The 20,245-nt window shown below is 56.6% G+C and carries 12 protein-coding genes; all 12 read left to right on the forward strand.

What is annotated here, in order from left to right:
• Positions 1-97: 97 nt before the first annotated feature.
• The 12 genes from GC090_RS05515 to GC090_RS05570 all read left to right on the forward strand — a co-directional run bounded on the left by GC090_RS05515 (position 98) and on the right by GC090_RS05570 (position 20,194).
• The gene (locus GC090_RS05515; RefSeq protein ID WP_324021050.1) at positions 98-4,993 is read left to right on the forward strand and encodes an alpha-2-macroglobulin family protein; all 4,896 of its coding nucleotides are present in this window, start codon (positions 98-100) and stop codon (positions 4,991-4,993) included.
• A 12-nt stretch (positions 4,994-5,005) separates the two neighbouring features.
• The gene (gene pbpC / locus GC090_RS05520; RefSeq protein ID WP_324021052.1) at positions 5,006-7,330 is read left to right on the forward strand and encodes a peptidoglycan glycosyltransferase PbpC; all 2,325 of its coding nucleotides are present in this window, start codon (positions 5,006-5,008) and stop codon (positions 7,328-7,330) included.
• 176 nt (positions 7,331-7,506) lie between these two features.
• Positions 7,507-7,938, forward strand: a complete 432-nt coding sequence (gene ndk / locus GC090_RS05525) for a nucleoside-diphosphate kinase (protein ID WP_003848684.1) — start codon at positions 7,507-7,509, stop codon at positions 7,936-7,938.
• A 174-nt stretch (positions 7,939-8,112) separates the two neighbouring features.
• Complete coding sequence (locus GC090_RS05530) at positions 8,113-9,282, forward strand: dual-specificity RNA methyltransferase RlmN (protein WP_033740892.1); 1,170 nt, start codon at positions 8,113-8,115, stop codon at positions 9,280-9,282.
• An 81-nt stretch (positions 9,283-9,363) separates the two neighbouring features.
• Positions 9,364-10,095, forward strand: coding sequence for a type IV pilus biogenesis/stability protein PilW (gene pilW / locus GC090_RS05535; RefSeq protein ID WP_033740890.1), 732 nt, complete (start codon positions 9,364-9,366; stop codon positions 10,093-10,095).
• Positions 10,085-11,101: a cytoskeleton protein RodZ gene (gene rodZ / locus GC090_RS05540; protein WP_039339986.1), complete on the forward strand. Its 1,017-nt coding sequence runs from the start codon at positions 10,085-10,087 to the stop codon at positions 11,099-11,101. The genes pilW and rodZ overlap by 11 nt, the downstream gene beginning before the upstream one ends.
• Before the next feature lie 39 nt (positions 11,102-11,140).
• Positions 11,141-12,262, forward strand: a complete 1,122-nt coding sequence (gene ispG / locus GC090_RS05545) for a flavodoxin-dependent (E)-4-hydroxy-3-methylbut-2-enyl-diphosphate synthase (protein WP_033740886.1) — start codon at positions 11,141-11,143, stop codon at positions 12,260-12,262.
• Between the two features lie 105 nt (positions 12,263-12,367).
• Positions 12,368-13,642, forward strand: coding sequence for a histidine--tRNA ligase (hisS, locus tag GC090_RS05550; protein ID WP_006120624.1), 1,275 nt, complete (start codon positions 12,368-12,370; stop codon positions 13,640-13,642).
• Between the two features lie 38 nt (positions 13,643-13,680).
• Complete coding sequence (locus tag GC090_RS05555) at positions 13,681-14,298, forward strand: YfgM family protein (protein ID WP_324021056.1); 618 nt, start codon at positions 13,681-13,683, stop codon at positions 14,296-14,298.
• 19 nt (positions 14,299-14,317) lie between these two features.
• Entirely contained in the window at positions 14,318-15,499 is a 1,182-nt protein-coding gene (gene bamB / locus GC090_RS05560; protein WP_324021058.1) for an outer membrane protein assembly factor BamB, read from the forward strand.
• 174 nt (positions 15,500-15,673) lie between these two features.
• Positions 15,674-17,158 carry a ribosome biogenesis GTPase Der gene (gene der, locus GC090_RS05565; protein ID WP_006120621.1) on the forward strand — a complete coding sequence of 495 codons (1,485 nt, stop codon included), beginning with the start codon at positions 15,674-15,676 and terminating at the stop codon, positions 17,156-17,158.
• A 594-nt stretch (positions 17,159-17,752) separates the two neighbouring features.
• Entirely contained in the window at positions 17,753-20,194 is a 2,442-nt protein-coding gene (locus GC090_RS05570) for a glucose/quinate/shikimate family membrane-bound PQQ-dependent dehydrogenase (RefSeq protein ID WP_282498067.1), read from the forward strand.
• The last annotated feature ends 51 nt before the right edge of the window (positions 20,195-20,245 follow it).

A 20,245-nucleotide genomic window follows, 5' to 3' on the forward strand; every position in this document is an offset into this window, starting at 1 on the left:
CACCATCTCAAGAGAAGCGTTGATTAAATGCGAAGGTTGATGTGAAATCGTGCAGCATTATAAAACAATTCCCCTGGGGCACGGTGAAGGATTTACCATGAAACAACGCATTAACCGGCTGCTGTTCAGCATGCTGATCGGCGGCGCGCTGCTGTCTGCCGCCACGTTACCTGCTTTTTCCGTCAGCGCTGAAACGCCTGCCGCCAGTGCGCAGGTCAGTAAGCCGCTGAGCATTATCGACCTCTCCGAGCTCCAGCTCGATGGTGCTGCCGCACTGGTGTTAACGTTCAATCAGCCGCTTGATGATAAGCAGGACGTGGCCAAAAAGGTCCGGCTGACGGACGATCAGCGCGGCAAGGTGGATGGCGGTTGGGAGCTGTCCGGGAATCGCAAGGCGCTGCGTTTTCGCCATCCTGAACCCTCACGGCACTTTACTGTCACCGTCGATCCGGGCTTGCGCGCCGCCAGTGGTGAAACGCTGACCGCGGCTTACAGCCAAAAAATCACCACGCGCGACATTGCGCCGATGGTGGGCTTCGCCAGTCGCGGTTCTTTGCTGCCATTGCGTATTGCGCAGGGCCTGCCGGTGCTGGCCTTGAATGTCGATCAGGTGGATGTCGATTTTTTCAGGATTAAAAACGCGGGCCTGGCGCAATTCCTGTCCCAGTGGAATAACGGGAGTAATCTCTCAACCTGGCAATCTCAGGAGCTGCTTAAAACCAGCGAGCTGGTTTACAGCGGCCGCTTTGAGCTTAACCCGGCACGCAATACGCGGGAAAAACTGCAGCTGCCGCTAAAAGACATCAAGCCGCTTCAGCAACCGGGCGTTTATCTGGCCGTGATGAAACAGGCCGGCACGTATCATTACAGTATGCCAGCCACGCTCTTCACCCTGAGCGATATCGGCCTGTCACTGCACCGTTTTCCGGGCCAGTTTGAGCTGTTTGCCCAGAGTCTGGAAAACGGCGATCCGCTCTCAGGCGTCAATGTCAGAGTCCTGAACGATAAAGGGCAGGTCCTGCAAAACGGCACCAGCGACAGCAGCGGGCATGTGCGTCTGAAAGCCGAAGACAAGGGCAAGTTCCTGTTGGCAATACAGGGCGATCAAACCTCCCTCATCGATCTGGCTCGCCCGGCATTAGATTTAGCCGAATTTCCCGTGGCGGGACCGGAGGGCTATGACAAGCAGCTGTTCGTGTTTGGCCCGCGCGATATCTACCGTCCCGGCGAAACGGTGATCGTCAATGCGCTGCTGCGTGATGCTGATGGCAAACCGTTACCGGCCCAGCCGGTTAAAGCCGAAGTGGTACAGCCCGACGGTGAAGTGGTGCGCACCTTTGTCTGGCAACCGCAGGACGGGTTGTATCAGCAGCGATTCAGCCTGCCCACGACCGCCATGACTGGTGGCTGGATGCTGCGACTTAACACCGGTGATAACCTGCCGCGTCAGTGGCATTTCCGCGTCGAAGATTTCCTGCCAGAGCGCATGGCGCTGACGCTGAAAAACGATGAGCAACCTCAGCCTGCCGATGCGGATATCACCTTTAACGTTGAGGGGCGTTATCTCTATGGTGCGCCTGCGGCGGGGAATGCGCTGCAGGGGCAGCTCTATCTACGTCCTGCCCGGGACGCGGTGGCAGCGCTGCCTGGCTATCAGTTTGGGGATATCACTGAGGAGGGCGTCAAACGCAGCCTGGGTGATGTGGATATCAAACTGGATGCGAACGGCAAAGCCCAGCTAACCGTCGAGAATCAGTGGGACCAGCTTCACTCGCCGCTAAACCTGATTTTACAGGCCAGCCTGCTGGAAACGGGTGGACGGCCTGTGACCCGACGTGCCACTCAGGCGATCTGGCCCGCGGAGGCGCTGCCGGGCATTCGCCCCCTGTTCGGCAACAAGTCGATCTACGATTACCGCAGTGACAGTTATCGCGATGAGCCGACCGTGCCGGAAAACAGCCTGGCCGATTTTGACATTGTTTACGCCAACAGTCAGGGCGAAAAGCTGGCGGCAGAAAAGCTGAATGTGCGCTTGATTCGCGAACGTCGTGACTACTACTGGAGCTTCTCTGACAGTGAAGGCTGGCAGTCACGCTACGACGCGAAAGATCTGCAGGAAGATGAGCGATCGATTACGGTGCCCGCTGAGGGCAGTACCAAAGTCAGCTTCCCGGTCGAGTGGGGCAGCTACCGACTGGAAGTGCAGGCGGGTGAAAAAATTGTCAGCAGCGTGCGTTTTCAGGCGGGCTATGACTGGCAGGATAATACTAATGGTACGGGCGCTCTGCGCCCGGATCAGGTCAAACTCCGCTTAGACAAAGCCGCTTATCAGCCCGGAGAAACCGTGCATCTGCAGGTGGAATCGCCCACGGCCGGTAAGGGCTATCTGATGGTTGAGTCCAGCAGCGGCACGCTGTGGTGGCAGCCGCTGACCGTTCCGCAGGGCGGGACGACGGTGGATGTGCCGATTGCCAACAGCTGGCAGCGTCACGATCTCTATTTTAGTGCCATTGTCGTACGGGAAGGGGACAAGACCAGCGGCGCTACGCCAAAACGTGCCGTCGGACTGCTACATCTGCCGATGGCGACCGACGCGCGCCGCCTGACCCTGACGCTGGATGCGCCCGAAAAGGTTCGCCCTGAGCAGAACCTGACGGTCAATGTGCAGGCCAGTCGTGAAGGCGGCCCGCTGCCGGATAAGGTGCATGTGCTGCTGTCGGCGGTGGACAGCGGGGTTTTGAGCGTGACGGATTACAAAACCCCGGATCCCTGGCAGGCCTTTTTCGGCCGTAAACGTTATAACGTCGACCAGTACGATGTGTTTGGGCAGTTGATTGAAGGCGGCGGACGCCTGGCAGCGCTGCGCTTTGGCGGCGACGGCGAAGACGACACGCTGACGCGCGGCGGCAAGAAACCCGTTACCCACGTCAACATTGTGGCGCAGCAGCTACAGGCTGTTACGCTGGATAAAAACGGCAAGGGCTCGATCACGCTCCCTGTCCCGGCATTTAACGGTGAACTGCGCCTGATGACGCAGGTCTGGAGCGATGACAGCTTTGGCGCGGCAGAGCGCAAGCTGGTTGTGGCGGCGCCGCTGGTCAGTGAACTGGTCACGCCGCGCTTCCTGGCCAGCGGCGACAGCGCATCGCTGGCGCTGGATATCACCAACCTGACTGATTTACCGCAAACGCTGAAGGTGGATCTCGCAGCCCGGGGGCTGATTGCGCTGTCCGGCGCGGCCACGCAAAACGTGACGCTGGCCAAAGGTGAGCGGAAAACGCTACAGGTGCCGGTCACCGCGCAAAATGGTTTTGGTGACGGTGACGTTCAGGTCACGATTTCGGGCCTGAATCTGCCGGGTGAGCAGGTGCGGCCCAGCCAGCAGCAGTGGAAAATTGGCGTCAGGCCCCCTTATCCAGCCCAGACGCTCAGTTTTGACGCGGTGATCAACGGTGAGCAGCCGTGGCAGGTAACGGCGGCAGCCTTTGCCGGCCTGGACGCGGCTACGCTCAGTGGACAACTGACGCTGAGTAATCGCCCACCGTTGAATATTGCGCGCTATATCAGTGCGCTTTATGCCTATCCCTACGGTTGTCTGGAGCAAACGGCGAGCGGGCTGTGGCCATCGTTGTACACCAGCCAGGCGCAACTTACCGCCATGGGTATCAAAACCAGCTCTGATGAGGTTCGCCGGGCAGCGGTGGAAACCGGTATTGCCCGGTTGGCGGGCATGCAGCGCGCGGACGGCAGCTTTGGTTTATGGGGCAAACAGAGCGAAGAAGAATTCTGGTTAACGCCTTACGTAACGGATTTCTTACTGCGCGCCAGTGAGGCGGGCTATGCGTTGCCTGATGAGGTTGTCAGCCGGGCGAACGCGCGCCTGCTGCGTTATCTTCAGGACCCGGCGCAGATCACCGGAGGCGGCAGCCAGCACGTCGAAGCGTTACGTTTCAGCGTGCAGGCTTATGCCGGACTGGTGCTGGCGCGCCAGCAGCGGGCACCGCTGGGTGCCTTACGTGCGCTGTATGAAAAGCGTGACAAGGCCCAGTCGGGCCTGGCGCTGATGCAGTTGGGCATTGCGCTGAAGCTAATGGGTGATGAACAGCGTGCGCAACTGGCGGTGATGCAGGGGGCAACGCTGCCACGCGCTGAGAACCGCTGGTTTGGCGACTACGGCAGTACCGTGCGCGATCAGGGCATGATGATTGCGCTGCTGGCTGAAAATCAGCTGCAGCCGGACCTGCAAAACAGCCTGCTGCTGTCACTGTCTAAAGAGGTGACGGGCAAGCGCTGGTTCTCTACTCAGGAGAATAATGCCCTTTACCTGGCGGCCCGGACGCTGCAAACCGCCAACGGGCAACGCTGGCAGGCGCAACTTTCTGGTAGCGATCAGCCTGTGAGTGGAGATGCGCCGCTAAATAAAGGACTGGATCATCAGCAACTGACTCAGGGCGTTGACGTACGTAATGTCGGCAGCACGCCGCTGTACGCCAGTCTGAACGTGGTCGGCTATCCGCTGAGTCCGCCTGCGCCAGTCAGCCATATGATGGCGATTAAACGCGAGTACTTTACGCTGGATGGGCAGGCTGCCGATTTGAATAATCTGCGCAGCGGAGAACTGCTGGTGGTGCGCCTGACGGTCTCAGCCAAACGCAGCATTAGCGATGCGCTGGTGGTGGATTTATTGCCCGCCGGTCTGGAGCTGGAAAATCAGAACCTGGCGGACAGCAGTGCCAGTCTGGGGGACAGCGCCGATGCCTTAAAAGAGAGCATGATGGATATGCAACAGGCCAGCATCAGGCATATTGAGTTCCGTGATGACCGCTTTGTTGCCGCTCTGGCCGTCGATACGTATCGTCCCACCACGCTGATTTATCTGGCGCGGGCAGTCACACCGGGGCGCTATCAATTGCCCCCGCCGCAGGTGGAATCCATGTACGTGCCCGAATGGCGCGCCATTGGCAGCACACCGCAGCAGCTGCATGTACAGTAATCGGGTGCGTGCGTGATCAGGCACATCAGAAAGCGGTGGCTGCTGGCGCTGCCGCTTTGTGTTCTGGGGCTGCTGCTTGCGCTGCTGATACTGGACCGGCTGTCACCACTGCCGCTTAAAGCGGTCCAGCCTGCGCGAGTAGTGGTCGCGGAGGACGGTACGCCGCTGTGGCGATTTGCCGACAGTCAGGGGATCTGGCGCTATCCGGTCACGCCCGAAGAGGTTTCGCCCGCCTATATCCAGGCGTTGCTGACCTATGAAGATCGCTGGTTCTGGTATCACCCTGGTATTAATCCGCTGTCTGTGCTGCGGGCCGCCTGGCAGAATCTTCGCTATCGTAGTGTGATTTCCGGTGGCAGCACCTTAACGATGCAGGTGGCACGGCTTATCGACCCGCAGCCGCGGACGCTGCGCGGCAAGCTGATTCAGACATGGCGTGCCCTCCAACTGGAGTGGCACCTGTCAAAACGCGACATCCTGACGCTTTATCTTAATCGCGCGCCCTTTGGCGGCACGCTGGAAGGCATTGGCGCAGCCAGCTGGAGCTGGCTGGGCAAAGCCCCGTCGCAGTTAACCCGCGGGGAAGCCGCCTTGCTGGCCGTGCTGCCGCAGTCACCCAGCCGCTTGCGGCCCGACCGCTGGCCGGAACGGGCTGAGGCGGCACGTAATAAAGTGCTGGACCGTCTGGCGCAATATCACGTCTGGTCTGCGCGTCAGGTGGCCGAGATCCGCCAGGAACCGGTCTGGCTGCCACCACGGCAAATGCCGCAGATGGCACCCTTGCTGGCCCGGCGGCTGTTGTCGATCAGCACTCACGAAAAAATCGTCTCAACGCTGGACCCGTCGCTGCAGCGTGAGCTGGAAAGTATGACGCTGAACATCAAAAATCAGCTGCCGCCGCGCACCTCGCTGGCCATTCTGGTGGTCGATCACACCACCATGGCCGTACGTGGGTATGTTGGTTCCGTTGACTTTGCTGACGACAACCGCTTCGGGCATGTCGATATGATTGCCAGCGTACGCTCACCGGGATCGATCTTAAAACCCTTTGTTTATGGCATGGCGCTGGATGACGGGCTGATTCATGCCGAGTCGCTGCTGCAGGATGTGCCGCGCCGTTTTGGCGACTACCGTCCGGGTAACTTCGATACCGGTTTTCATGGGCCGGTCAGCGCCAGCGAAGCGCTGGTGCGTTCCCTTAATCTGCCTGCGGTGCAGGTGCTGGAAGCGCTGGGTCCCAAAAATGTCGCGGCCCGCCTGCGCAATGTCGGGCTTAACCTGCGCTTTCCGCCCGGCGCCGAGCCGAATTTGTCATTGATCCTGGGGGGCACCGGCGCGCGCATGGACGAGATCGTTGCGGCGTACAGCGCTTTCGTGCATCGGGGCAACGCCGCGCAACTGCGCTGGATGCCCGATCAACCGTTGCAGCAGCGGCCTCTGCTTTCGCCCGGCGCGGCGTGGATTATCCGCCGTGTCCTGGCGGGTGAAGCGCAGCCTGCGGGCAAAGGGAACCTGCCTGCGGTTGTACCGCTGGCGTGGAAAACCGGCACCAGCTATGGCTATCGCGATGCCTGGGCGGTGGGCATGAATCCCCGCTATCTGATCGGCGTCTGGGTTGGCCGTCCCGATGCAACGCCCGTCGCAGGGCAGTTTGGTTTTGCGTCTGCCGTTCCCGTGATGAATCAGGTAAACAGCGTACTGATGAACCGTTTAGCCGGACAGGAGGTGCCCGTTGATCCTCGTCCCGCATCGGTTACGGTGGCCAGCATCTGCTGGCCGGGCGGACAACCGCTGCCTGTGGGCGATGAAAACTGCCGCCAGCGCCGCCAGAGCTGGGTGTTGAATGACACATTGCCGCCCACTTTGCTGGCATCGGGCCAGGAAAGCCTCAGCGGTTTACGGTTGCGCTACTGGCTAAATGACCAGGGCCGCCGCGTGGCGGCTGACTGTCCGCACGCTGTCAGCCACGATCGTTTACTGTGGCCCTTACCGCTGGAAGCCTGGCTACCGTTGCAGGAGCGACGGCGTCAGCGGTTACCGGCTATCGACAGTCAGTGCCCGCCACTCACGCAGGGCAGCAGTGCGCCGCTGATTGTCACAGGCGTCATTGACGGGCAACGGGTGCAGCCGTTGCCGGGTAATTCCACCCTGGTCATGCCGGTTGCGGCACAGGGCGGGCAGGGTAATCAGCGCTGGTGGTTTTTGAACGGTGAACCCGTGACGGCGGAAAACCAGAACGGCACGCTGTCGCTGCGTCTTGATCGCTCAGGTGACTATCAACTGGTGGTGATGGATGAAGCCGGGCAGCTTGCGACCGTTAACTTCACACGGGGATGATGGTTTTTTGCGCTAAATCAGATTTGAAAGCCTTCCGCATCGACACAGATCAAGATTTTTCAAGAAATTATGGGTTCTGTGATAGGCAACGTCACACTCAGCCCCTATAATCGGCGCCGTTTCTTAGCCGGGGCGTGCGCCCTCGGTTTCTTCAGAACGTCAAGACAGAGGTCATCATGGCAATCGAACGTACTTTTTCTATCATCAAGCCAAACGCCGTCGCGAAAAACGTGATCGGTGCTATCTACAACCGTTTTGAAAGCGCAGGCTTCAAAATCGTTGGCGCAAAAATGCTGCAGCTGAGCAAAGAGCAGGCTGAAGGTTTCTACGCAGAGCACCAGGGCAAGCCGTTCTTCGACGGTCTGGTTGAATTCATGACCTCTGGCCCGGTTGTGGTTTCTGTACTGGAAGGCGAAAATGCCGTTCAGCGTCACCGTGACCTGATGGGTGCAACTAACCCAGCCAACGCACTGGCCGGTACACTGCGTGCTGACTATGCTGACAGCTTCACCGAAAACGCTACTCACGGTTCTGACTCTGCAGAGTCTGCAGCCCGTGAAATCGCGTACTTCTTCGGCGAAAACGAAATCTGCCCACGTACCCGTTAATTACTGACGCGTACACGGCTTTACAAAAATCTGCTGACCCGCGGTCACTCGCACCTGTTATCGGGCAGCAGATGTTGTACAATATTGCGCCTTCATTGAGCCAGCTTAGTGAAGGCGTAATTTTTTCTTTTCCCAACCGCGCCATAACGTGTAACAACGAGGCCAGAGAACACTATGTCCGAACAGATTGTGACGCCCGCGTCCACCTCACCGCTTTCCGTTTCGCCCAAAAGCCAAAAAATTAACCTGCTGGATCTTAACCGTCAGCAGATGCGCGAATTCTTTGTGTCCCTGGGTGAAAAACCGTTCCGTGCCGATCAGGTGATGAAGTGGATTTACCACTACTGCTGCGACGATTTCGAGCAGATGACCGACATCAATAAGAAGCTGCGTAACCGCTTAATGGAACTCACCGAAATTCGCGCGCCGGAAGTGGCCGAAGAGATGCGTTCAACGGACGGCACCATTAAGTGGGCTATTCGCGTGGGCGATCAACTGGTGGAAACGGTATATATCCCGGAAGGCGACCGTGCCACGTTGTGCGTGTCCTCCCAGGTGGGCTGTGCACTGGAATGTAAATTCTGCTCAACGGCGCAACAGGGCTTTAACCGCAATCTGCGCGTCTCCGAAATTATCGGCCAGGTCTGGCGTGCGGCAAAAATTGTCGGTGCAGCCAAACTGACCGGCCAGCGTCCTATCACTAACGTCGTGATGATGGGCATGGGCGAACCTCTGCTCAACCTGAATAACGTCGTCCCGGCAATGGAAATCATGCTGGATGATTTCGGTTTCGGTTTATCAAAACGTCGTGTGACGCTGTCGACCTCGGGCGTGGTTCCGGCTCTCGACAAGCTGGGTGACATGATTGACGTGGCGCTGGCTATCTCGCTGCATGCGCCCAATGATAAACTGCGCGATGACATCGTGCCGATTAACAAGAAGTACAACATCGAAACCTTCCTGGCGGCAGTCAAACGCTATATTGGTAAATCCAACGCCAACCAGGGACGTGTCACGATTGAGTATGTGCTGCTGGACCACGTGAACGACAGCACCGATGATGCGCATGAGCTGGCGGCATTGCTCAAAGAAACACCGTGCAAAATTAACCTGATCCCCTGGAACCCCTTCCCGGGCGCACCTTATGGTCGCAGCTCAAACAGCCGCATTGACCGCTTCGCTAAGGTGCTAATGGACTATGGCTTTACCACCATTGTGCGTAAAACCCGCGGGGACGATATTGATGCCGCCTGTGGTCAGCTGGCGGGTGAAGTCATCGACCGCACCAAACGTACCCTGCGTAAGAAGATGGCCGGTGAAGCCATATCTGTGAAGGCGATCTGAAAGGCGGACGAACAGGGTTTCTGATCGGTTACCGGCGTGGCAGGCTGCTGCTCACCACACGGATGACAGGGAGGAAACCTTATGCGCAAAGGAGCAGGCGCGCGGCTACTGGCCGTTTTTGTTGTAAGCGGTTGTGTCAGTTCACCGTCGCAACCCGGGGCCGCAGAATTGCGTTTACAGCTGGGTATGCATTACCTTGCCGTAAACGATTACAGTGCGGCGCGCCGTAATTTCCTTCGCGCGCAGGCGGCAGCGCCAAAGGATTATCGGGTGCAGCTGGCCTTTGCCAGGCTCGCTCAGCGTCAAGGGCAAACTTCTGCTGCGCATCTTCATTTTTTACAGGCGCAGCAAATTGCCCCATATAATGGTTACATCGCTAACAATTACGGTGCGTTTCTTTGCACTTTAGGGCAGTATGATGAAGCGCATCAACAGTTTATCCGGGCAAAAGATGCGCAGGAAGGAGACGCCCGCATCGATGCGTACGAACTGTCGGGATATTGTTATCTGCGGGCAGGGGACAGACAGTCAGCGCGAGCAGCACTGTCTTATGCGCGTGATGCGGACAGAAGTAAGGGAGAATCGCTGCTGGCTGAAGCTGAAAGAGCGGTCGAACATGACCAATGGGCTAACCTGGCGCTATTGTTAGAGCTTTACCAGCCGCTGCCGGAGACGGCACGCAGCCTGGCGTTACACATACGTTTCGCCGCGCAACAGGGAAATCACGCAGACGTTTCACGTTATGGCGACCAGTTAGCGCGACGTTTTCCGCAATCGATACAGTACCAGCGTTATTTAGCTAATGAATACTGAAGCCACTCAAGAAAATTCTGCAGTTCATTCCACAGGTGCCCGCCTGCGTATCGCCCGTGAGCAAATGGGACTTACGCAGCAAAATGTCGCTGAACGCCTGTGCCTTAAACTTTCTACCGTGCGTGATATTGAAGAAGACAAGTCACCTGCGGATTTAGCCTCTACCTTCCTGCGCGGTTATATTCGTTCCTATGCGCGTCTGGTGCATATTCCTGAAGAGGAACTGCTGCCGATGATGGCAAAACAGACGCCAGTGCGGGCAGCCAAAATCGAACCGATGCAAAGCTTCTCATTGGGTAAACGCCGCAAGAAGCGGGACGGCTGGTTAATGATCTTCACCTGGCTGGTGGTCTTTGTTGTCGTTGGTCTGACGGGGGCCTGGTGGTGGCAAAACCATAAAGCCTCTCAGGATGAACTGGTGTCGATGGCCGACCAAAACGGCAGCAGCGGTGACAACAGCCAGTCGATTCCCTTAGGGCAAAACAGTGGTTCGTCCTCCGCGCCAGCGGATAACAGTACCAGCGTGCCGTTAACCAGTGGAAACAGCGCGGCGAACCCTGCTCCTGCTAACAGCGGCACAGCGGCCAGCACGCCCGCTGAAAACGACAACGCAAATGCAGCCACCTCCTCTTCGGCAGAGAACAATGCCGTGGTTTCACCCAGTCAGGCACCCGTAGAGAACACTACCGCACCGACGTCGTCGAACGCTACGCAGCCCATGCCTGTTGGCGCAGCGGCCGTCAGCGAACCTGCCGCCGATCCGAATGCGGTGGTGATGACTTTCACGGCTGATTGCTGGCTGGAAGTCAGCGATGCGACGGGCAAAAAACTGTTTAGCGGTATTCAGCGCAGTGGCGGTAAACTGAGCCTGTCAGGAACGGCCCCGTATCGTCTGAAAATTGGTGCGCCGGCAGCTGTTCATGTCGAATATCAGAATAAACCCGTTGATTTAAGTCGCTTTATCCGTAATAACCAGGTTGCTCGCCTGACGTTGGGTGCGCAATAACAGCGTAACGCGTGTTCCGGGCAATTGTGGAGAAGAAATATGCATAACCAAGCACCCATTATCCGCCGTAAGTCCAAACGTATTTACGTCGGCCAGGTGCCGATTGGCGATGGTGCGCCCATCGCCGTTCAGTCAATGACGAACACCCGCACCACCGATGTGGCCGCGACGGTCAGTCAGATCAAAGCCCTTGAGCGCGTGGGGGTGGATATCGTTCGCGTGTCGGTGCCCACGATGGATGCCGCCGAAGCGTTTAAACTGATTAAGCAGCAGGTCAATGTCCCGCTGGTCGCCGATATCCATTTTGACTACCGTATCGCGCTGAAAGTGGCGGAGTACGGTGTGGATTGCCTGCGCATCAACCCCGGCAACATTGGTAACAACGAGCGTATCCGCTCTGTTGTTGACTGTGCCCGCGATAAAAATATTCCCATTCGCATCGGGGTTAACGCCGGATCGCTGGAAAAAGATCTGCAGGAAAAATACGGCGAACCTACGCCGCAGGCCCTGCTGGAATCGGCCATGCGTCATGTCGATCATCTGGATCGCCTCAACTTCGATCAGTTTAAAGTCAGCGTAAAAGCCTCGGATGTGTTCCTGGCCGTTGAGTCCTATCGTCTGCTGGCCAAACAAATTGAGCAGCCGCTGCACCTGGGGATCACCGAAGCGGGCGGCGCACGCGCGGGGGCAGTAAAATCCGCTATTGGTCTGGGATTACTGCTTTCAGAAGGCATCGGCGACACACTGCGTATCTCGCTGGCCGCTGACCCGGTAGAAGAAGTCAAAGTGGGCTTTGATATCCTGAAGTCGCTGCGTATCCGTTCACGCGGCATTAACTTCATTGCCTGCCCGACCTGTTCTCGTCAGGAGTTTGACGTGATTGGCACGGTAAACGCGCTGGAGCAGCGACTGGAAGACATTATCACGCCGATGGATGTCTCTATCATTGGCTGTGTGGTGAATGGCCCGGGCGAAGCGACAGTGTCTACGCTGGGCGTGACCGGCAGCAACAAGAAAAGCGGTTTCTACGAAGACGGTGTCCGTCAGCGCGATCGTCTCGACAATGACAATATGATCGATCAACTGGAAGCACGCATTCGCGCCAAAGCGGCGATGCTGGATGAAACCCGTCGTATCGACGTACAGCAACTGGAAAAATAATCCTTTGCGCGTACGGCATGCACGACTTTTTTAGCTGAGCCTGTGCGGTTTCATCCTCATGAGGTATGATGCCGGACAGGTTTTTTTGCATTAAGAGATTTTAACGTGGCGAAGAATATTCAAGCGATTCGCGGGATGAACGATTTTCTGCCTGCGGATACGGCCATCTGGCAACGAGTTGAAGATGTCCTGAAGTCCGTGCTGGCGAGTTATGGTTACAGCGAAATTCGCTTACCTATTGTAGAGCAAACTCCCCTGTTCAAACGTGCAATCGGTGAAGTCACCGATGTGGTTGAAAAAGAGATGTACACCTTTGACGATCGTAATGGCGAAAGCCTGACGCTTCGTCCGGAAGGGACGGCAGGCTGCGTGCGTGCCGGTATCGAACACGGCTTGCTTTACAATCAGGAACAGCGCCTGTGGTACATGGGCCCTATGTTTCGCTACGAGCGTCCGCAAAAAGGGCGCTATCGCCAGTTCCACCAGATTGGTGTGGAAGTCTTTGGCCTGCAGGGGCCGGATATTGATGCCGAGCTGATTATGCTGAACGCCCGCTGGTGGAAAGCGTTAGGTATCGCCGACCATGTGCGCCTTGAACTGAACTCTATCGGTTCACTTGACGCGCGCGCCAGTTACCGCGAGGCGCTGGTTGCCTTTCTGGAACAGCATAAAGAGGCGCTGGACGAGGACTGCAAACGCCGCATGTACAGCAACCCAATGCGCGTGCTTGACAGTAAAAACCCGGATATTCAGACGCTGCTGAACGATGCGCCTCAGCTTGGTGACTTCCTCGATGAAGAATCACGTGCCCACTTCGATGGCCTGCGTGCGCTGTTAGATGATGCCGGTATCGCTTACACGGTGAATCAGCGCCTGGTACGTGGGCTCGATTACTACAACCGCACGGTGATTGAATGGGTCACCGACAGCCTCGGCTCGCAGGGCACCGTGTGCGGCGGCGGACGTTACGATGGCCTGGTCGAACAACTGGGCGGACGTGCGACGCCAGGTGTCGGTTTTGCCATGGGCATGGAGCGTCTGGTGTTGTTAGTGCAGGCGGTGAACCCAGAATTTGAACCCGCGCGTAATGTCGATGTCTATGTTATCGCCTCAGGTCAGGGCGTTCAGTCAGCGGCAATGCAACTGGCCGAAAAATTGCGTGATCAGCTGCCCGACATGAAGCTGATGACTAACTTCGGCGGCGGGAACTTCAAGAAGCAATTTGCACGCGCAGATAAGTGGGGCGCTCGCGTGGCGCTGGTGCTGGGTGAAGATGAACAGAAAGCCGGCCAGGTCGTGATTAAAGATCTGCGCAATGGCGAACAGCAAACGCTGGCGCAGGCGGATGCTGCGGCTGCACTGCGCACGCTGTTACAGTAAGCGCGTTATGGCACAACCATTGAAAGGAGAGGGATTGCGTGGAAGTGTATAGCAATGAGAACGAACAGGTTGATGCGCTGCGTCGCTTTTTCGCCAACAACGGTAAAGCATTAGCCATTGGTGTGGTTATCGGTATTGCTGCATTAGGTGGCTGGCGTTACTGGTCGAGCCATGAGCAGGATTCTGCTAAAACCGTGTCGGCTGAGTACCAGAAACTCACCAGTGCCATGCAGGTCAGCAAGCCTGAAACGCTGGAAGCCGTTAACACGTTTGCCCGCGAAAACAGCAACACCTATGGTGCCCTGGCGGCGCTGGATCTGGCGAAGCAGTATGTCGACAGCAATCAGCTGGACAAGGCCGAGAGCCTGCTGCAAAACGGATTAAAAGACACCAAAGATGCCAATCTGCAGGCGGTAATTAACCTGCGCCTGGCACGCATTCAACTGCAACAGAAACAGGCTGATGCGGCACTTAAAACCCTTGACGGTGTGAAGGGTGATGGCTGGACAGCCATTGTGGCTGACATCCGCGGCGAAGCGCTGCTGAGCAAAGGCGATAAGCAGGGCGCGCGCGATGCATGGAGTAAAGGCGTCGAATCTGACGCGTCTCCGGCGCTGAAGCAAATGATGCAGATGAAGATGAATAACTTAAGCTAAGCCAGTCAAGAGAGAGCGCATGGAATTACGTAAATACCTGCTGCCGGGGCTGATTTCAGTCACCCTGCTCAGCGGTTGCTCGCTGTTCAGCGGCGAAGAAGATGTAGTGAAAATGGCCCCATTGCCGAAAGTGGAAAACCAGTTCACGCCGAAGACAGTATGGAGTACAGGCGTGGGCGACGGGATTGGCGATTTCTATTCCAACCTGCATCCGACCTGGCAAGACGGCACCGTTTATGCGGCTGACCGCTTTGGTATCGTAAAAGCGCTCGATGCAGCGGATGGCAAAGAAAAATGGAAAGTCGACCTCTCTGAGAAAACCGGCTTCTTCTCTAAAAACCTGTCTGCCATGCTGTCCGGTGGTATTACCGTCAGCGGCGATCGCCTGTATATCGGCAGTGAGCGCGGTCAGGTTTATGCCCTGAACACCAGTGATGGTTCGATTGTATGGCAAGCCAAAGCGGCTGGCGAAGCGCTGTCGCGTCCTGTGGTCAGCGATGGCCTGGTGCTGATTCATACCAGTAACGGTATGTTGCAGGGTCTGGATCAGGCGACCGGGGCGGTGAAGTGGACCGTGAACCTGGACATGCCTGCGCTGTCGCTGCGCGGTGAATCAGCCCCGTCAGTTGCCTTTGGTGGCGCGATTGTGGGCGGCGACAACGGACGCGTCAGCGCCGTGATCATGAATCAGGGCCAGTTGATTTGGCAGCAGCGTATTTCACAGCCGAGCGGGGCGACGGAAATCGACCGCCTGAGCGACGTGGATACCACGCCGATCATTGTAAATGGTGTGGTTTACGCGCTGGCGTACAATGGCAACCTTTCCGCACTGGATCTGCGTTCAGGGCAGATTTTGTGGAAACGTGAAATTGGCGGCGTGAAAGATCTGATTGTCGATACCGGGCGTATCTACCTGGTGGATCAGGACGATCGTGTGATTGCCCTGAATGCGGATGGCGGTGTCGCTATCTGGCGTCAAAGCGAGCTGCTGCATCGTAATCTGACCTCACCGGTGCTGTATAATGGCTACATCGTCGTCGGTGACGGCGAAGGCTACCTGCACTGGCTGAACACCACGGATGGCCGCTTTGTTGCCCAGCAAAAACTGGACAGCTCGGGCTTCCAGACTGAGCCTGTTGTCGCCAGCGACAAGCTGCTGATTCAGTCGAAAGATGGTGAAGTTTATGCCATTACCCGCTAACGGGTAAGTTGTCAGGCAGGGTTATCCTTCCGGCACAGCGGCTCCTGATTTCATCAGGGGCCGTTTCGTTTTTAGTCAGGCATGGTATCCTTTGCGCCGTAAGCCTGAACTGAACGGCTAAAGCCGTTATAATCACGCCATTCGGGCGAATTAATACATTATTGAGGCATTGTTATGGTACCTGTGGTCGCGCTGGTTGGGCGTCCCAATGTGGGAAAATCTACGCTGTTTAACCGTTTAACTCGCACACGAGATGCGCTGGTAGCGGATTTTCCTGGACTGACTCGCGATCGCAAATATGGTCGCGCCGAAGTGGAAGGGCGCGAATTCATTGTTATCGATACCGGCGGTATTGATGGCACCGAAGACGGTGTTGAAACGCGTATGGCGGAACAGTCGCTGCTGGCGATTGAAGAAGCCGACGTGGTGCTGTTTATGGTGGATGCCCGTGCAGGCATGATGCCCGCCGATCAGCAAATTGCAAAACATCTGCGCGCGCGTCAAAAAGCGACATTCCTGGTCGCGAATAAAACGGACGGGCTCGATCCGGATCAGGCCATTGTGGATTTCTATTCACTGGGTCTGGGGGAGATCTACGCTATCGCCGCGTCCCATGGCCGTGGTGTGACCAGCCTGCTGGAGACGGCGCTGCTGCCGTGGATGGAAAAGGTTGATCCCGTAGAAGTCACCGAAGAAGATGAAAACGAAGCCTACTGGGCCGCGTTAGCCGCAGAAGAGAACGGTGAGGAAGAGGAAGAAGAGGACGATTTCGACCCGACCACACTGCCGATCAAGCTGGCGATTGTCGGACGTCCAAACGTCGGTAAGTCTACGCTGACTAACCGCATTCTGGGTGAAGATCGCGTGGTCGTTTATGACATGCCAGGCACCACGCGCGACAGTATCTACATCCCGATGGAACGTGACGATCGTGAATATGTGCTGATCGATACCGCCGGGGTGCGTAAGCGCGGCAAAATCACCGATACGGTTGAGAAATTCTCGGTCATCAAAACCCTGCAGGCGATTGAAGACGCTAACGTGGTGATGCTGGTGATCGATGCGCGCGCCGGTATTTCCGATCAGGATTTGTCACTGCTCGGCTTTATCCTGAACAGCGGCCGCTCACTGGTGATCGTGGTGAACAAGTGGGATGGTCTGTCGCAGGAAGTGCGTGATGAAGTCAAAGAGACGCTGGACTTCCGTCTGGGCTTCATCGACTTTGCGCGCGTGCACTTTATTTCTGCGCTGCATGGCAGCGGTGTAGGCAACCTGTTTGAATCGGTAACGGAAGCGTACGACTGCTCAACGAAGCGTGTAAACACCTCGCTGCTGACGCGTATCATGAACATGGCGGCAGAAGACCATCAGCCACCGCTGGTGCGTGGTCGCCGCGTTAAGCTGAAGTACGCCCACGCGGGTGGCTATAACCCACCGATTGTGGTGATTCACGGCAACCAGGTGAAAGATTTACCGGACTCCTACAAGCGTTACCTGATGAACTATTTCCGTCGTTCTCTGAACGTAATGGGCACGCCAATCCGCATTCAGTTTAAAGAGGGTGAAAACCCGTATGAAGGCAAGCGTAACCTGTTAACGCCAACGCAACAGCGTAAGCGTAAGCGTCTGATGGCGCACATGAAGAAAAATAAGCGTTAACTAATCGAGGGCCAGATGGCCCTCTTTTTTTGCCCTGGCATTGTGCTTATTTACACAATGGTGAAAAACGCTGCGCCAGAACTGCGGACATTTCGTCCCCGACAGCGGTGGTCCACTGCACAGGATGGGATATCCGCTGTCACAGGGCGCCTGTCTGTCCCGATTGTCATCAACCCTTACGTGACTGAGGCGAGGTGACCGATGACGTCTGCCAGCATGCGGGTTTACTTTCCCGATATATATCCTTGCCCCCTTAAAAGCTCAAAACATCACTTTAGTTGTCCGCTGGGCTACTCTCTGGATCGGCGTGGCCTTATCCAGCGTAAAAATTTGTAGCGAAAATGCTATTGCTTAGTAACAAACAGGTTTAAAACTTCACTGCATAACGTACCAGGTGGTACAATTTCGCCGCGTCATGACGGAGTATCGCCTGCTCTGGCTTCCTCCGGAAACATATCATTCATTTCATGGACGCAGGTCTGATTTAATTGGAATTAAAACAACGCTGTCTCATTAACCTGCAACGTTAACCGCGATACGCGCGAAAAGCGGCGGGCGAAAGAGCGGACTTTGTTTATCAGGAGAGTAAGTGTTATGGCTGAAACATCCTCTCGATCCGGTAAAGGATTGAGAATATGGTCTGTGCTGCTCGGGCTGGTGCTACTGGCAACCGGCCTGTTCTTTGCTGTTGGCGGGGGACAACTCGCAACGCTTGGCGGCAGTTGGTATTTCCTGGTTGCGGGCATCGTTATCGTGCTGTCAGCCATTCAGTTTTTCCGGGCAAAATCCTCAGCGGTTGTGCTTTTCCTGCTGGTATTTGTAGGGACTTTAGTCTGGGCGGTGATGGACGCTGGCCTGGTCTTCTGGCCACTGGTTTCTCGCCTGATGGTGCCCGCCGGTTTAATGATTCTGGCCTTCCTTACCTGGCCCGCCTTACGCAAGCGCGAGAATAAACCTTCGCTGGCAAAACTCTCTTATGCGCTGTCTGCCGTCATCGCCGTGGGTATGGTGGCTACATTAGTCCAGATGTTCCAGCCGCATCCAACCGTGGCGGCAACGGGTCCTGAACTGCCGCTGATTCCGGTAGAGAAATCGAAGCAACAGCAAAACTGGGATAACTACGGTAATACCGCTGGCGGCAGCCGTTTTGTCGCGCTCGATCAGATTACCCGTGACAACGTGAAGGATCTGCAGGTTGCCTGGACTTACCGTACGGGCGACATTCCCGAAAGCCCAACCGGTAACGGTGCGGAAGATCAGGAAACGCCGTTGCAGGTCGGTAATACACTTTACCTGTGCACGCCGCACAATAATGTCATCGCCGTCGAAGCTGACAGTGGAAAGCAGATCTGGAAGCGTGAAATCAACGCACAGGCTGAAGTCTGGCCGCGCTGCCGTGGTCTGGCCTATTTCGACGCGACGAAACCGCTGAACCAGCCAACGCAGCCCGGCTCAACGCCAGTACCGGCCGTAACGCTGGCGGCAGGAGACAGCTGTCAGCGCCGTATTCTGATGAATACTATCGATGCGCGCCTGATTGCGATCAACGCCGACAACGGTGAATTCTGTGAAGACTTCGGTAACCATGGCATCGTCGATCTGAAAGCGGGCTTAGGTGATGCGCCGGATCCGCTTTATCAGCTGACTTCAGCCCCAACGCTTGCCGGAACCACGGTGGTCGTGGGCGGCCGCGTGGCGGATAACGTGAAAACCGACATGCCTGGCGGCGTGTTGCGTGGTTTTGATGTGATCACCGGTAAAATGCGCTGGGCGTTTGACCCGGGCAATGTCGATCCTAATGCCATCCTGATGCCTGGCAAGGACTATACGCGCAGTACGCCGAACTCCTGGGCGCCGATGTCGTACGATGCGGCCATGAACACCGTGTTCATTCCTATGGGCAGCTCCTCCGTTGACCTGTGGGGAGCCAATCGTACCGCGCTGGACCATAAATATGGAGCCTCGGTACTCGCGCTGGACGCGACAACCGGTAAAGAGAAGTGGGTTTATCAGACCGTTCATAACGATCTGTGGGACTTCGACCTGCCGATGCAGCCCAGCCTGATCGACTTCCCGATGAAGGATGGCACCACCAAACCTGCGGTCGTCATCGGCGGTAAAACCGGCATGATTTTTGTGCTGGATCGTCTGACCGGTAAGCCGCTCACCAAGGTTGAAGAGCTGCCGATGCCGCAGGGTGACATCCCGAACGAGCAATATACAAAAACCCAGCCGCATTCGACCGGTATGCCGATGATTGGTAATCAGACGCTGAAAGAGTCGGATATGTGGGGCGCAACCCCGTTCGATCAGCTGGCCTGCCGTATCGCGTTTAAGTCAATGCGCTACAACGGCCTGTTTACCGTACCTGGCACTGATAAGTCGCTGAGTTTCCCGGGTTCACTGGGCGGGATGAACTGGGGCAGTATGTCCACCGATCCGAATAACAACCTGTTGTTTGTTAACGACATGCGTTTAGGATTGTGGGTACAGATGATCCCGGTTGATACCAGCAAAATTTCACGCGGCAGCAACGGGGGGGAAGCCATCAATACCGGTATGGGCGCGGTTCCGTTGAAAGGCACGCCTTATGCCGTGAACAAAAACCGCTTTATGTCACCGTTGGGTATTCCTTGCCAGGCGCCACCGTTTGGTACCCTGTCTGCGATTGACATGAAAACCCAGAAAATCGTCTGGCAGGTGCCGGTAGGTACGGTAGAAGATACCGGTCCGTTTGGCATCAAAATGCGCGCGAAAATGCCTATTGGCATGCCGACGCTGGGCGGTACGCTGGCGACGCAGGGTGGACTGGTGTTTATTGCCGGTACTCAGGACTACTACCTGCGCGCGTTCGATAGCGCCACCGGTAAAGAAGTCTGGAAAGCCCGTTTGCCTGTCGGCAGTCAGGGTGGACCGATGAGTTATGTCTCACCGAAAACCGGTAAACAGTACATCGTGATTTCCGCCGGCGGCGCACGCCAGTCGCCGGATCGTGGTGACTATGTGATTGCTTATGCGCTGCCAGACAGCAAATAAGCGACGATAAAACAAAAGGGCCATCGTGGCCCTTTTTTTTGCGTAACGGAA

The sequence above is a fragment of the Pantoea sp. JZ29 genome, assembly GCF_035190385.1.
GTDB classification, from domain to species: domain Bacteria; phylum Pseudomonadota; class Gammaproteobacteria; order Enterobacterales; family Enterobacteriaceae; genus Pantoea; species Pantoea stewartii.

Excerpts from the sequence above, each read along its gene's own strand:
- GC090_RS05515 (WP_324021050.1), top strand. The coding sequence starts at position 98 with ATGAAACAACGCATTAACCGGCTGCTGTTCAGCATGCTGATCGGCGGC.
- ndk (WP_003848684.1), top strand. The coding sequence starts at position 7,507 with ATGGCAATCGAACGTACTTTTTCTATCATCAAGCCAAACGCCGTCGCG.
- GC090_RS05530 (WP_033740892.1), top strand. The coding sequence starts at position 8,113 with ATGTCCGAACAGATTGTGACGCCCGCGTCCACCTCACCGCTTTCCGTT.
- pilW (WP_033740890.1), top strand. The coding sequence starts at position 9,364 with ATGCGCAAAGGAGCAGGCGCGCGGCTACTGGCCGTTTTTGTTGTAAGC.
- rodZ (WP_039339986.1), top strand. The coding sequence starts at position 10,085 with ATGAATACTGAAGCCACTCAAGAAAATTCTGCAGTTCATTCCACAGGT.
- ispG (WP_033740886.1), top strand. The coding sequence starts at position 11,141 with ATGCATAACCAAGCACCCATTATCCGCCGTAAGTCCAAACGTATTTAC.
- bamB (WP_324021058.1), top strand. The coding sequence starts at position 14,318 with ATGGAATTACGTAAATACCTGCTGCCGGGGCTGATTTCAGTCACCCTG.
- der (WP_006120621.1), top strand. The coding sequence starts at position 15,674 with ATGGTACCTGTGGTCGCGCTGGTTGGGCGTCCCAATGTGGGAAAATCT.
- GC090_RS05570 (WP_282498067.1), top strand. The coding sequence starts at position 17,753 with ATGGCTGAAACATCCTCTCGATCCGGTAAAGGATTGAGAATATGGTCT.